The sequence below is a fragment of the Methylobacterium pseudosasicola genome, assembly GCF_900114535.1.
Lineage (GTDB): Bacteria > Pseudomonadota > Alphaproteobacteria > Rhizobiales > Beijerinckiaceae > Methylobacterium > Methylobacterium pseudosasicola.
In genome coordinates this window covers 1-13,031 of sequence record NZ_FOTK01000025.1, presented here as the reverse complement: position 1 = coordinate 13,031, position 13,031 = coordinate 1, and the positions used below count along the sequence as shown (strand labels likewise).

Here is a 13,031-nt window from a genome sequence, read left to right as displayed (position 1 = left end):
CGCACAATGCGGCTGATCCGCCTCGCCCTGGAGCGCTACGGCGCCTTCACCGACCGGACCGTGACCTTCCGGCCCGATGCCCGCCTGCACGTGGTGCTGGGCGCCAACGAGGCCGGCAAGAGCACGGCGCTCGCGGCGGTCACCGACCTGCTGTTCGGCTTCGAGAAGACCACCCGCTACGCCTTCCTGCACGACATGCCGCTCTTGCGCCTCGGCGCGGAGGTGGAAGCCGCCGACGGGCGCCGCCTGGCCTTCCGCCGCCGCAAGGGCAACACCCGGACGCTGATCGACGCCGCCGAGGCGCCGCTGCCCGACGACGCCCTGGCGCCGTTCCTCGGCGGCATCTCCCGCACGGTGTTCTGCCGCGCCTTCGGCCTCGATGCCGGCAGCCTGCGGGCGGGCGGGCGCGAGATGGTCGATGTCGAGGGCGAGGTCGGCGCCAGCCTGTTCGCGGCGGGCTCCGGCTTGCGCGGCCTCACCGAGCTGCAAGCCGCCCTCGACGCGGAGGCCGAGGGCATCTTCGCGCCGCGCCAGGCCAAGCACCGGACCTTCTACCAGGCGCTGGAGCGGCACGAGACCGCCCGCAAGGCGATCCGCGAGAAGGGCCTGCGCGCCGGCGACTGGCGCGCGCTGAACGACGAGATCGCGGCCGCCGCCCAGCAGCTCGACGCGCTCCGGGCCGAAACTCAGCGCTTGGCAACCGAGCGCGCCCGGCTGGAGCGCCTGAAGCGCGCCCGGCCGATCGTCGCCGAGATCGACGTGCTGGACCATCGGATCGCCGCGGATGCCGGCCTCGCCGAGGCGGATTCCGCCTGGATCGAGCGCCTGGGCGCCGCCCTCGAACGCTGCCGTCAGGCCGAGGCCGAGGCGGCCCGCGCCGACGCCACCCTCGCCCGGGCGCGGGGCGAGGCCGAGGCCGTGCCGGTGGAGCCGGCGCTGATCCTGCGCGCCGAAGAGATTTTGGCGGCATTCAGCGGCACCAAGGAATTCGAGAAGGGCGGCACCGACCTGCCCCGGATCGAGGGCGACGCCCACAAGGTCGGGCTCGACCTGGAGCGCCTGCGCGCCCGGATCGGCGCCCCGGACCTCGCTGCTCTGGAGGCCGGCCAGCCCACCGACGCCGCCCGCGCCCGGGTCGAGCGGCTGATCCGCGACGGCAGGACGCTCGCCGCCACGGAAGACCAGCTCACCCGGGACGCCGCCGCGGCCCGGGCCGAGCGCGACCGTCTGGCCCGGGAAGTCGAGGCCGCCGGCGCCACTCACGATCCGACGCCTCTGCGCGAGGCCCTGAAGCCGCTGTCCAAGCTGCACGAGCGTCTCGCCGCCCACGAGGCGCTGGACACCGCGATCCGGCGGGAGACGGCGCTGCTGCGCAACCAGGCGGCGCGTCTGTCGCCGCCGGTGGCCGACACAGCCGCGCTCGCCCGCATGCCCCTGCCCAGCGCCGACACGATCGCGCGCTATCGCGGCCTGCTCGACGGCAAGCGGCGCGAGCAGGAGCGGGCCGCCGACCGCCGGGACGCGGCGCGGGCCCAGGCCGACGCCACCCGCACCCGCCTGCGCGAGCGCGAGGCCGGCCGGCCGATCGCGACCCAGGAGCGGCTCGACGCCGTGCGGGCCGCCCGCGACGCCGCCTTCGCGCCCCTGCGCGACGCCCTCGCAGCCGGCCGGATCACCGAGCCCGGCACGCTGGCCGCCTACGAGCGCGCCCTGTTCGAGGCCGACCGCCTCGCCGACGAGCGCGCCGCCGACGCCGCCCGGGTCGCGGCCCACGCGGCCGATCTCGACCGCCTCGCCGCCGAGGATGCGGCGCTGGCGGCGGCCGACAGGGTGCTCGCCGGGATCGCGGACGAGATCGCCGAGGGCGAGGCCGCGTGGCGCGAGGCCTGGCAGCCCGCCGGCCTCGTCCCCGGCCCCCCGGCCGAGATGGCGGCCTGGCTCGCCGAGACCGAGAACCTGATCGAGGCCGAACAGCGGCTGGCCGAGCAGCGAATCGAGCGGGACCATCTGAAGGCCCGGATCGAATCCGCCCGGGCGCCGCTCGCCGACCTGTTCACCCGCGCCGGGCTCGATCCGGCGCCGGAGGGCGAGATCGGCCCGGCGCTCGAACGGCTGGAGGCCCGGGTCGCGACGCTCGCGAGCCGCTGGGAGGCCAATCTCGAGACCGGCGGCCGCCTCCGCGCCGCCGCCGCGACGGCCGAGAAGCTGGAGGCCGCGTCGGCCGAGACCGGGTCGCGCCGCGCCGCCTGGCAGGCGGACTGGGCGGAGGCGCTGAGGCCCCTCGGCCTGCCCGCCACCGCGCGCCCCGAGGAGGCCGAGGGCGCGCTGGAAGCCTGGCGCACGGTGCCGGACCGTCTCGCCGAGCGTGCCGCCCTGCAGCGCCGGGCGGCGGGGCTCCGGCGGGACATGGAGGCGTTCCGGCTCGGCGCGGCCGCCCTGGTCGAGGCCTTGGCGCCGGATTTGGCCGACACGCCGCCCACCGGCGCGATCCGCACCCTGCAGGCCCGCCTGGTCACCGCTCAGGCCCGGGAGGCCCGCCGGGCCGAGCTGGACCGCCGCCTGGAGGAGGCGGAATCGGCCCTGCGCCACGCCGTCGGCCTGCGCGACGCCGCCCGGTCGGACCTGACCCGCCAGGTCGCCGAGACCATGCCGGATCTGGCCGAGGCCCCGACCCCTGCCATCGCGGAGGTGTTCGGCCGGCTGAACGCCCGGGAGATGCTTCGGGCCGAGCGCCTCCGGCTGCGCGGCAGCCTCGCGGGCGCCGCCGACGGCCTGCCCGAATCCGAGATCCGCGCCGGCCTCGACGCCCTGCCCCCGGAGGCCGTTGAGGCGGAACTCGCCCGCCTCGCCATGGAGGCCGAGGAGCAGGCCGAGCGCGGCCAGGTCATCTTCGCCGACCGCGACCGGGCCGAAAGGCGCCGGGCGGAACTCGAAGGGGGCAGCGGCGCCGAGCTGGCCGCCGCCGAACGCAAGGCGGCCGAAGCCGACCTCCAGGCCGCGTCCCGCTCCTGGGCGGTGCTGCGGCTCGCCGGCCTGATGCTCGGCCAGGCGGTGGCCCGGCATCGGGCCGGCCAGCAGGATCCCCTGGTGGCCCGCGCCGGCGCCCTGTTCCGGGCCCTCACCGGCGGCGCCTTCACCGGCCTCGCCCAGACCTACGACGAGGCCGACACGCCCAAGCTCGCCGGCCAGCGCGCGGGCGGCGGCCTGGTCGGAATCGAAGCGCTCAGCGAGGGCACGCGCGACCAGCTCTACCTCGCCCTGCGCCTGGCCTACCTGGAGGATTACGCCGGCCGCGCCGAGCCCGCCCCGTTCATCGGCGACGATCTGTTTTCAACGTTCGACGAGGCCCGCACCGGCTACGGCCTCGACGCACTCGCCGAGATCGGCGCCAGCGTCCAGCCGATCCTGTTCACCCACCACCGCCACGTGGCCGAGATCGCCCGGGATCGGCTGGGCGCAGCGGTGGATGTGCTGGAGCTGTAGGGCGTCACGAAAGGCTGACCGGTCTCCCGTTCGCCAGGCCCGGCCGCCTCCCCGCCATGCTTTCCACCTCCGGAGAAAGGGTCAGCAAACGCAACGTTCTCCCGCGTGATCCGTAAAGAGAATTGAAAATCTAAGCCCCCAACGTTACGATTTTATACTGTGGGGCAACGAGATTTTCGGCCATGGCTGAGTCATATGATAGCCAGGAGACACACGGCCCTTACGATAACTTCCAAGTCGGCGATTTCATCCTGGAATCCGGCGCAAAGATCCGCGACCTGAACCTGGCCTATGCCACGTTCGGCACGCTGAACGCGGACAAGAGCAACGCCATTCTCTTTCCGTCTTGGTATTCCGGAACGACCAAGATTCTCGAACATGCCTATATCGGTTCGGGACGGTCTCTGGACCCGGAGCGGTATTTCATCATTCTCGTGAATCAGATCGGCAACGGTCTCTCATCCTCGCCGAGCAACAGTCCGGCGCCGTTCCATCAAATCCGGTTTCCGCAGCCGTCCATCGGCGATGATGTCCGCGCGCAACATCGGCTGATCACGGAAAGATTTGGTATCGAGCGGCTGGCCCTGGTTCTGGGCGGCTCGATGGGCGCACAGCAGACCTGGGAATGGGCGGTTCGGTTTCCGGACGCGGTGGCCCGGGCGGCCCCGATCGCCGGCACGGCTCGGACGACGCCGCACAATCAGCTTCTGGTGGACACGTTCATTGAGGCCATTACCAGCGATCAGGCTTATGGGGACGGCTGGTTCGACGAGGGCGCCGTTCACCGGGGGCTTCGTCGCCATGCCCGCCTGTTCGCCGCGGCCGGCTTCACGCCGCGCCTGTTCAATGAGGCGCTTTGGCGGGACCTCGGCTTCACCACGGTCGATGATTTCGTCACCGGTTTCGTCGAGAACCATTTTCTGCCGCAGGGGCCGAACGACCTGCTCACCCTCCTGCGCAAGTGGCGCGGCGGCGATGTCGGTCCCCATGGCGGCGGCGATCTGGCCCGGGCGCTGGCCCGCATCAAGGCCCGGCTTTCCATCATCGCCATCGAGGAGGACGGCTTCTTCCCGGTGGCCGATATCGAGGCGGAGCAGCGGTTCGTTCCCCACAGCCGCCTGGTGCGGATCGCGTCGGCCTGGGGCCATCTCGCGCTGTTCGGGCTCGATCCCGCCTACAACCGCGCCGTCGATGCCGCGCTCAGCGAATTGCTTGCGGCGCCGGCTCCACAGGAGGCCCCATGAGTGCGGAGATCCTTCCCTTCGTCGATGAGCCGCGTCCCGCGATCGATCCCCACCCGCTCAGCGACTACGTGGCCTGGGCGGGGCGTCGCAACCGCAACCCGATCCTGGAGGTGTTCCAGCAGCGCTTTCCGAGCGCGGGCGATGTCCTCGAACTGGCCAGCGGTGCGGGACTGCACATCAACTACTTCGCCCCGCATTTTCCCGGGCTGACCTTTCAACCCTCGGATCTGACCGAGGAGGTTTTTGCTGCGATCAAGGCCAAGCGGGCGGAACGGGGAAATGCCAACGTCTTGGACCCGGTTCGCATCGACCTGACCGATCCCGCGACGTTTCGGTTCGGTGACAGAAAATTCGACGCGCTGTTCGTCATCAATATCTTTCAGGTCGCTCCCGTCGCCATCAACGAGGGCATCGCCGCCCTCGCCGCACGGGTCCTGAAGGACGAGGGACGCGTCTACATCTACGGCCCGTTCAAGGTCGACGGTCGCTACACCACCGACTCCAACCGGGCGTTCGACCAGGAGATCCTGGCCGCGAACGTGCCCGAATGGGGGTTGAAGGATGTCCGCGACCTCGAGGCCGCCGCCAAGCCGCACGGCATCGTTCTCAAGGAGACGATCGAGCGCCCGGCCAACAACTTCATCTTGGTGTTCGGCCGACAATGAGGGCCGGCAGCCCTATATCCGATTGCCGGAAACTTCTCCTCCGAGCGGAGCGGCGCAACGGGTATTTTCGAGGGTGCTCTTGGATGTGCGCCCGTTCAAGAAAACCATTTCGAGGGTGATCGCCTCAACGTCGTTCGTGAGACGGAGTGCAAATCCATGAGTGTTCCTGCCGTCTTCCTCTATGCGGAATATCAAGCGTCTGTCCCATTCGAGGCGATCGACTGGAAACCGATCGATGCCGAGATGAAGAAATTTGCCGGTCTTCTTTCAAAAACATGGCTGAGCGGCGTTAAGACGAACAGTGTCGGCGGCTTCTATGCTTTCGACAGCCTGGACCATGCACAGGCCTATATCGACGGCTTGCTGATCCCCTTTGCTGCACAGGTCGGCGGAAACCTGAGCGTCCGCCTGTTCGATGCCGATGTGACCCGTGAGGCGAGCCAAGCCATTCACTCGCCCTTCTATCCGGCCGTTTCCGCCGAATCCTGATGCCGCTGCTCGCGCTCAGCGAGGGCACCCGCGACCCGCTCGCCGATCTGGAGATCATGCCGGTTGCGCGCTCCCTGCGGAGCTCAATTGGTCAGACATCAGCTTGTGCTGGCCGTGACGAACGCCCTCTGCCGTGCTGGCTAAGTTGACCGTATGAGGCGCGGGTCCCCTCTCCTGTGCGGACTACGATGTTCATACATCGGCTTGTTAGAAGCAGAACGCGCTCTCCTCCCCCTTGTGGGGAGGAGTTGGAGGTGGGGGTGGCTCAGAGGGCACCGCTGTGCCTTATCCGGCACCACCCCCACCCCTGACCCCTCCCCACAAGGGGGAGGGGAAAAGTGCGGTGCTTCAAGCGCTTGCTGCCGAAGACGATCTGTGAATCCGCTAGCCCGCACGGGAGAGGGAGCCCGTCGCGTCTTACACGGGCCGAAGACCCCTCGCCGGTGGGGGAACAGGGACCTGAGCCGTGTCCGGTCTTCAGCCCCCCAGATACCGCCCCTCCAGATGCGCCCGGAACGCCGCCGTCCCGAGGGGCGCGCCCGTCGCCCGCACCAGCAGGTCGTCCGTCCCGAGCAGGCTGCCGACCTCGTGAACGTTGGCACGCAGCCAGGTCCGCAGCGGCGCGAAATCGCCCGCGGCGAGGCAGCCCGGCAGGGCCGGCTCCGCGGCCTGCGCTGCCCGGAACAGCTGGGCCGCGGCGAGCGCGCCCAGCGTGTAGGTCGGAAAGTAGCCGAAGGCCCCGCTCGGCCAGTGGATGTCTTGCAGGCAACCGAGGCGGTCCTCCGGCACGGTGAGGCCGAGGAGGTCGCGCAAGCCCTCGTTGAAGGCGTCGGGCAGGTCGGCGATGGCGAGGTCGCCCGCGATCATCGCGGTCTCCAGCCGGTAGCGCAGAAGGATATGGGCCGGGTAGGTCGCCTCGTCGGCATCGACCCGGATGAAGCCCGGCCGGACCTGCGTGTTCAGGGCGTGCAGGTTCTCAGGCGACCATTCCGGCCCGGAGCGGCCGAACGCCTCGCGCAGCAGCGGCGCCAGGTAGGTGAAGAACGCTCGGCTGCGGCAGGCCTGCATCTCGACGATGAGCGACTGGCTCTCGTGCAGGCTCATGCCCCTGGCGGCGCCCACGGGCTGGTGCCGCCAGGCGGCGGGGCGGCCCTGCTCGTAGAGGGCGTGGCCGGTCTCGTGCAGCACGCCCATCAGGGCGCGGCCGAAATCGGCCTCGTCATAGCGGGTGGTGATGCGCACGTCGTCGGTGGCGCCGCCGCAGAACGGGTGCAGACTGATATCGAGCCGGCCGCGGGTGAAATCGAACCCGAGGGCGGTCATCAGCTTGAGGCCGAGGGCGCGCTGCGTGCCCGTGTCGAACGGCCCCGCCAGGGGCAGCGGCGCTGGACGCGCGGCCTGGATCTCCCGGGCGCGGGCGATCAGGTCCGGCAGCCAGCTCGTGAGGTCGGCAAACAGCGGGTCGATCACCGCCCGGCGCATGCCGGGATCGTAGCTGTCGAGCAGGGCATCGTAGGGGTCGAGCCCCAGCGCCGCGCCCTTGGCCTGCCCGATCTCCCGCTGGAGCCGCAGCACCTCGGCGAGGTACGGCGCCAGCCGGGCGAAATCGGAATCCCGCCGCGCCTCGCGCCAGACCATCTCGGACCGGGACACGGCCCGGGAGCTCGCCTCCACGAGGTCCCGGGGCACCGCGCCGGCATGGGCCTGGGCCCGCCGCATCTCCCGCAGGTTGGCCGCATTCCAGGCATCCAGGCCGCCCTGCCGCTCGGCGGCGGCGAGCTCGTCCCGGGTCTCGGGGGCGGTCAGGATCTCGTGGGCCAGCCCGCGCAGGATCGCCAGCTGGTCGCCCCGCGCCTCCGCGGCCCCGTCTGGCATGAGCGTCTGCGCATCCCAGCCGAGGATCCCGGCCGCGCCTTCCAGCGCCGCGAGGCGGGAGAAGCGCTGTTCGAGGGTCTGGTAGGCGGTCATGCGATCATCCGTTCCGGTCGGTTCGCGATCGTTGCGGCCCCGCGGGACGATGCCCGCGGAGGCCGTATAAGACATATTTCCTATGATATGTCAAGGGCGGGCGTCACCCCGCCTGCAGCATCTCCAGCTCCAGCCACCGGTCCTCCGCCTGCGACAGCTCGGTCTCGGCCTGGGCCAGCATGGCGGTGGCCTTGTCGAACCGGGCCGGGTCGCGGGCGTAGAGGTCGGCATCGTCGAGGATCGCCTTGAGCTGCGCGATCGCCGCCTCCAGCTTCTCCATGCGGGCTGGGAGCGTCTTCAGCTCGTGCTGGTCCTTGAAGCCGAGCTTGGGCTTCCCGGCCGGCTGGGCGGCCGGGGCCGTGCGCTCGCGCGGTTCCTTCTTCGTGGGCGCGACCGTGCGCGCCTCGACCCCCTGCCCGCGCTGGACCAGCATGTCGCTGTAGCCGCCGGCATACTCGACCCAGCGGCCAGCGCCCTCCGAGACCAGGACGCTGCTGGCCACCCGGTCGAGGAAGTCGCGGTCGTGGCTCACCAGGATCAGGGTACCCTGGTAGTCGCCGAGCATCTCCTGGAGCAGGTCGAGGGTTTCGAGGTCGAGGTCGTTGGTCGGCTCGTCGAGCACCAGCAGGTTGGCCGGTTGCGCCAGCGCGCGGGCGATCAACAGGCGGTTGCGCTCGCCGCCGGACAGCACCGAGACCGGGGTCCGGGCCTGCTCGGGGCTGAACAGAAAATCCTTGAGGTAGCCGATGACGTGCCGGCTCTGGCCGTTCACCGTGACGCTGTCGCCCCGGCCACCGGTGAGCACTTCGGTGACGGTCATGCCGGGCTCCAGCGTCGCCCGGGCCTGATCGAGCACCACCGGCATCAGGTTGGTCCCGAGAACCACCTGCCCCGAATCGGGGGCGAGCCGGCCCATCAGCAGGTTGATCAGGGTCGACTTGCCGGCGCCGTTGGCCCCGACGATGCCCAGCCGGTCGCCACGCATCACCCGCAGGGACAGGCCGTCGACGATGGTCCGCTCGCCGTAGGATTTGCCGATCTCCCGAGCCTCGACCACGAGGCTGCCGGAGGATTCGGCCTCGGACGCGTTCATGCTGACGCTACCCACCGGACGGCGGACGTCTCGGCGATTCTGGCGGAGCTCGTGCAAGTTGCCGAGGCGGCGGACGTTTCGCTTGCGGCGTGCGGTGACGCCGTAACGCAGCCAATGCTCCTCGGCGGCGATCTTGCGGTCGAGCTTGTGCTGGTCGCGCTCCTCCTCTTCGAAGAAGGCGTCGCGCCAGGCTTCGAAATTCGAAAAGCCCTGCTCAATCCTTCGCGTTTCCCCGCGATCCAGCCAGATCGTGGCCCGGGATAACGCGGAGAGAAACCGCCGGTCGTGGCTGATCAGGACCATCGCGGCCCGGGTCCCGCGCAGCTCCGCTTCCAGCCACTCGATGGCCGGCAGGTCGAGATGGTTGGTCGGCTCGTCGAGCAGCAGCACGTCGGGCTCGGGGGCGAGCGCCTGGGCGAGCGCCGCGCGCCGCCCCTCACCGCCCGAGAGTTTTTTGGGGTCCTCGGCCCCGGTCATGCCGAGGCTTTCCAGCAAGTACCGGGCGCGATGGGCGGATTCACCCGGCGGCAATCCGGCCTCGACGAAGTCTAACGTATTGGAAAAGCCGGAAAAATCCGGCTCCTGTGCCAGGTAGCGGATCGTGGTCCCGGGCTGGACGAACAGCCGCCCCTTGTCCGGCTCGACCAGGCCGGCGGCGATCTTCATGAGCGTCGACTTGCCCGAGCCATTCCGCCCGACCAGGCAGGTGCGTTCGCCGGGCGAAATGGTCAGGTCGGCGCGGTTGATCAGTGGCGTGCCGCCGAAGGTGAGCGCGACGTCCTGGAGGGTTAGAAGCGGGGGAGCGGCCATGCCGGGCTTATGGCAGTGCCGGGCGTCCGGTTCAAACCGGGCCGCCCCCGTCGCTCAGGCGATCGGGTTGGCCGGGCCGGTGGGCGGGCTGATCTCCGGCGGGCCGGGATCGTTCACCGGGATCTCCGGCGGCTGGATGCCCGGCGCCTCGGCCGGTGTGTTGCCGGGAATTTCGGGGCCGGGCGGCTGGGTCGGCGCCTGCGGCGGATCGTAGGGGGTCTCGGGCGCCGGCGTGGGCTGGGGCGGAACTTCCGGCACTTGGCCCGGATCGGCGAGGGTGAAGTCTGGCACGGTTATCCTCCAGATGGCCCGCGGTGCTGTCCCGCACCGTTCGGGCAGCAACGAGGGCCCAAGGCCGGAGTTCCGAAGTACTACTTCTTGGTGAGCAGGAGATTGCCTTCCTTGCTCGCGACCTTCTGGATCTTCTCGGCGAACAGGGCGAGCAGGAACGGAAGCTTCACCTCAAGGCGCACGCTCTCGGCGCCGACATCGATCGTGCCGCCGATCTTCTGAGCCATGGCGGAGACGCCGAAATCGAGGCGGTCACCGGTCCAGGCCAGCTGGTCCACCGTGACCCCGCTCTTGGCCAGGAAGGCCCGCGCCTGATCGGTGCCGTGTTCGAGGCGCCGCTTGGCCTCGTCGCGACCGAGGTCGTGCGGGATATCGACGATCAGGGGTTTGGGCATGGGGCGGCTGGGTCCGGGCTGCTTTGCCACCACATGGGGCCTCCCGATGCTGCGGACAACGTCGGGAGGCCGGACGGCGTCAGGATCGATCCGACCTGAACGCCGTCAGGACCGAATGCTCAGTTCAGGACCTGGAGCGAGACGTAGCTCGTACCGCCCATGCCGAGGGCACGGGCCGAACCCCGGGAGAGATCGATGATGCGGCCGCGCACGAACGGGCCGCGATCGTTGATCCGCACCACCACCGAGCGACCGGTCCGGCGGTTCTCGACGCGGACGCGGGTTCCGAACGGCAGGCTGCGATGGGCAGCGGTCAGTCCGTTGGGGTTGAAACGCTCGCCGTTCGCGGTGCGATGGCCGCTCCCGTACCAAGAGGCCGCGCCGCTCTGAGCGGCAGCCGGGAGGGTCGTTCCGACGATGGCAGACAGCATTCCAACGGTGGCCACGAACTTACCGAAACCAGATGTCATTCTTCCTGCATTCCCTTGTTGTTACCGGGGTGGCGCCAGTCGTTTCAGAAATCGACCGGAATATGGCGGGCTTTTTAGGCAGGTTCGGGTCACATTTTGGCCGGCTTTTGCCTGGTCATGACGATGACTTGGCGTTTCATGTCCGTTTATTTCTGACTTCGACGCGATTTGTATCGCCGACAGTCATGCGAGGCATTCGGCAAGTCTTCTTGCCCGCAGGCCTACCGGTCCTTGGATTTGCTATAATTCCTAAGTCCTGCGCTGAGCGTGACCCTGCCTCCCGCTGAGCTGGACGCACACCTGCTCCGAGGCCGAAACTGGTCATCCGGCGTCGCGCGTGAGGATTGCGCCCTAAACGTCAGTTCGGCCGTCAGCAAAGGCACCGCTCGGCAAGAGACGGCATGCGTCAATGCCGGACCTCGCGCGGGCTTCAACTGCGAAATGATTGCTTGAGGCGGCGCTAGGCAAAAACTGCAGCCCCAGAACGGGACGCGAGCCCGGCAATTTCGACAACGCGACCTTTACCGTGTCCGACGCATGGTCTGCCGGTCAGTCGCGTAACCGGTGTTTGCCATGGCTTCCCCGCGTACCGTGGCTGCCGATGCCGTCGCCCGGAAACAGGTCTCGCGTGCCGGGCGGCCCGCGTCGGCGCCACGGATGGGTCTCGTACCCACCCAGCGTCCCCTCCCCCTCGACCAAGTGCTGGTCGGGGATTGCATCGCGGCCATGAACGCGCTGCCGGCTTCCAGCGTCGACTGCGTCTTCGCCGACCCGCCCTACAACCTGCAGCTCGGCGAAGCCGGCCTGCTGCGTCCGGACCAGAGCCGTGTCGACGCGGTCGACGACGACTGGGACAAGTTCGCGACCTTCGAGGCCTACGACGCCTTCACCCGGGACTGGCTCGCCGCCTGCCGGCGCGTGATGAAGCCGAACGCAACCCTCTGGGTGATCGGGTCGTACCACAATATCTTCCGGGTCGGGAGCGCGTTGCAGGATCTCGGTTACTGGATCCTCAACGACATCGTGTGGCGCAAGGCCAACCCGATGCCGAACTTCCGCGGCAAGCGCTTCACCAACGCCCACGAGACCCTGATCTGGGCCTCGCGCTCGGCGGAGTCGAAGGGCTACACCTTCCATTACGATGCGCTGAAGGGGGGCAACGAGGACCTCCAGATGCGCTCGGACTGGTTCATCCCGCTCTGCACCGGCGAAGAGCGGCTGAAGGATGTGGAGGGCCACAAGGTCCACCCGACCCAGAAGCCCGAAGCGCTCCTCGCCCGCAGCCTGATGGCGGCGACCAATCCCGGCGACGTGGTGCTCGATCCGTTCTTCGGCACCGGCACCACCGGCGCCGTCGCCAAGCGCCTCGGCCGCCGGTTCATCGGCATCGAGCGCGAGGCCACTTACGCGAAGGCCGCTATGGAGCGGATCGCCGCCGTTCAGCCGCTGTCGAAGGCCGCCCTCATGGTGGCGCCGACCAAGCGAGCCGAGCCGCGGGTGCCGTTCCTCTCGGTCATCGAGGCCGGGCATATCCGCCCGGGCGAGATCGTCACCGACGAGCGCCGCCGCTTCCGCGCAACCGTCCGCCCGGACGGCCAGCTCGACAACGGCCTGGTCATCGGCTCGATCCACAAGATCGGTGCCCTGGTCCAGGGGCTTCCAGCCTGCAACGGTTGGACCTTCTGGCACGTCGAGCGCGCCGGCAAGCCGGTGGTGATCGACAGCTACCGGGCCGGGCTGCGCCAGGCGATGGCGAACGGCTGAGCTGCCACGGTATCGGTCACGGGATTCCAAAGGGCTCAGTCCCAGCCCTTTTAAGGTGTTTGTTGTGTGCCCAAGTCGTTGGGATGAGAGGATCATCAGACGGATTGGGGTGTGTCTGGTCGGCCGTTCTGGAGCGCTTCGAGCAACAGGCGCCGGCGGGTGTGATGGCGCGGACGCTTCTGGAGCAGGCGTTTCCGGCGGCGTGGCTCGATGCGGTGTTCGCAGCCCATCGCCAGCGCCAATACGAGCGCGCGTTGCTGTTCTCGACGATCGTCGAGCTGATGATGCTGGTGGCGGTCGGCTTGCGGCCCTCGTTGCACGCGGCGGCCCGGCAGGCGGAGCCTCTGCCGGTGTCGCTG

General features: G+C 69.5%; 10 protein-coding genes and 1 pseudogene. 6 read left to right on the top strand and 5 right to left on the bottom strand.

Annotated features, from left to right (window positions below):
* The first annotated feature begins 6 nt into the window (after window positions 1-6).
* The 4 genes from BM228_RS21525 (at window position 7) to BM228_RS21510 (ending at window position 5,881) form a co-directional block, all read left to right on the top strand.
* Window positions 7-3,483 carry an ATP-binding protein gene (locus BM228_RS21525; RefSeq protein ID WP_092043832.1) on the top strand — a complete coding sequence of 1,159 codons (3,477 nt, stop codon included), beginning with the start codon at window positions 7-9 and terminating at the stop codon, window positions 3,481-3,483.
* A gap of 182 nt (window positions 3,484-3,665) precedes the next feature.
* The gene (locus BM228_RS21520; RefSeq protein WP_092043830.1) at window positions 3,666-4,727 is read left to right on the top strand and encodes an alpha/beta fold hydrolase; all 1,062 of its coding nucleotides are present in this window, start codon (window positions 3,666-3,668) and stop codon (window positions 4,725-4,727) included.
* On the top strand, window positions 4,724-5,392 hold the full coding sequence (locus BM228_RS21515) for a DUF938 domain-containing protein (RefSeq protein ID WP_092043828.1): 669 nt from the start codon (window positions 4,724-4,726) through the stop codon (window positions 5,390-5,392). The genes BM228_RS21520 and BM228_RS21515 overlap by 4 nt, the downstream gene beginning before the upstream one ends.
* A 156-nt stretch (window positions 5,393-5,548) precedes the next feature.
* Window positions 5,549-5,881 carry a YdhR family protein gene (locus BM228_RS21510; RefSeq protein WP_092043827.1) on the top strand — a complete coding sequence of 111 codons (333 nt, stop codon included), beginning with the start codon at window positions 5,549-5,551 and terminating at the stop codon, window positions 5,879-5,881.
* A gap of 477 nt (window positions 5,882-6,358) precedes the next feature.
* Here BM228_RS21510 and BM228_RS21505 read toward each other — a convergent pair whose 3' ends face one another.
* The 5 genes from BM228_RS21505 to BM228_RS21485 all read right to left on the bottom strand — a co-directional run bounded on the left by BM228_RS21505 (window position 6,359) and on the right by BM228_RS21485 (window position 10,908).
* Window positions 6,359-7,849 carry a carboxypeptidase M32 gene (locus BM228_RS21505; RefSeq protein WP_092043948.1) on the bottom strand — a complete coding sequence of 497 codons (1,491 nt, stop codon included), beginning with the start codon at window positions 7,847-7,849 and terminating at the stop codon, window positions 6,359-6,361.
* A gap of 103 nt (window positions 7,850-7,952) precedes the next feature.
* Window positions 7,953-9,752, bottom strand: a complete 1,800-nt coding sequence (locus tag BM228_RS21500; protein WP_092043825.1) for an ATP-binding cassette domain-containing protein — start codon at window positions 9,750-9,752, stop codon at window positions 7,953-7,955.
* A gap of 54 nt (window positions 9,753-9,806) precedes the next feature.
* Entirely contained in the window at window positions 9,807-10,043 is a 237-nt protein-coding gene (locus BM228_RS21495) for a hypothetical protein (RefSeq protein WP_092043823.1), read from the bottom strand.
* Window positions 10,044-10,123: 80 nt separating this feature from the next.
* Entirely contained in the window at window positions 10,124-10,438 is a 315-nt protein-coding gene (locus BM228_RS21490) for a polyhydroxyalkanoic acid system family protein (protein ID WP_092043821.1), read from the bottom strand.
* 119 nt (window positions 10,439-10,557) lie between these two features.
* Window positions 10,558-10,908 (bottom strand): septal ring lytic transglycosylase RlpA family protein, encoded by a 351-nt coding sequence (locus BM228_RS21485; protein WP_092043819.1) that lies wholly within the window; start codon window positions 10,906-10,908, stop codon window positions 10,558-10,560.
* Between the two features lie 573 nt (window positions 10,909-11,481).
* Here BM228_RS21485 and BM228_RS21480 point away from each other — a divergent pair.
* Both BM228_RS21480 and BM228_RS21475 read left to right on the top strand, forming a co-directional pair.
* Entirely contained in the window at window positions 11,482-12,672 is a 1,191-nt protein-coding gene (locus tag BM228_RS21480; protein ID WP_280142344.1) for a site-specific DNA-methyltransferase, read from the top strand.
* Between the two features lie 164 nt (window positions 12,673-12,836).
* Window positions 12,837-13,031 (top strand): annotated as a pseudogene (locus BM228_RS21475) (hypothetical protein); the annotation flags it as partial.

Bases quoted from the DNA above. Each gene is read 5' to 3' on its own strand.
- BM228_RS21505 (WP_092043948.1), bottom strand. From the start codon at position 7,849: ATGACCGCCTACCAGACCCTCGAACAGCGCTTCTCCCGCCTCGCGGCG.
- BM228_RS21510 (WP_092043827.1), top strand. From the start codon at position 5,549: ATGAGTGTTCCTGCCGTCTTCCTCTATGCGGAATATCAAGCGTCTGTC.
- BM228_RS21490 (WP_092043821.1), bottom strand. From the start codon at position 10,438: ATGCCCAAACCCCTGATCGTCGATATCCCGCACGACCTCGGTCGCGAC.
- BM228_RS21485 (WP_092043819.1), bottom strand. From the start codon at position 10,908: ATGACATCTGGTTTCGGTAAGTTCGTGGCCACCGTTGGAATGCTGTCT.
- BM228_RS21525 (WP_092043832.1), top strand. From the start codon at position 7: ATGCGGCTGATCCGCCTCGCCCTGGAGCGCTACGGCGCCTTCACCGAC.
- BM228_RS21515 (WP_092043828.1), top strand. From the start codon at position 4,724: ATGAGTGCGGAGATCCTTCCCTTCGTCGATGAGCCGCGTCCCGCGATC.
- BM228_RS21480 (WP_280142344.1), top strand. From the start codon at position 11,482: ATGGCTTCCCCGCGTACCGTGGCTGCCGATGCCGTCGCCCGGAAACAG.
- BM228_RS21520 (WP_092043830.1), top strand. From the start codon at position 3,666: ATGGCTGAGTCATATGATAGCCAGGAGACACACGGCCCTTACGATAAC.
- BM228_RS21500 (WP_092043825.1), bottom strand. From the start codon at position 9,752: ATGGCCGCTCCCCCGCTTCTAACCCTCCAGGACGTCGCGCTCACCTTC.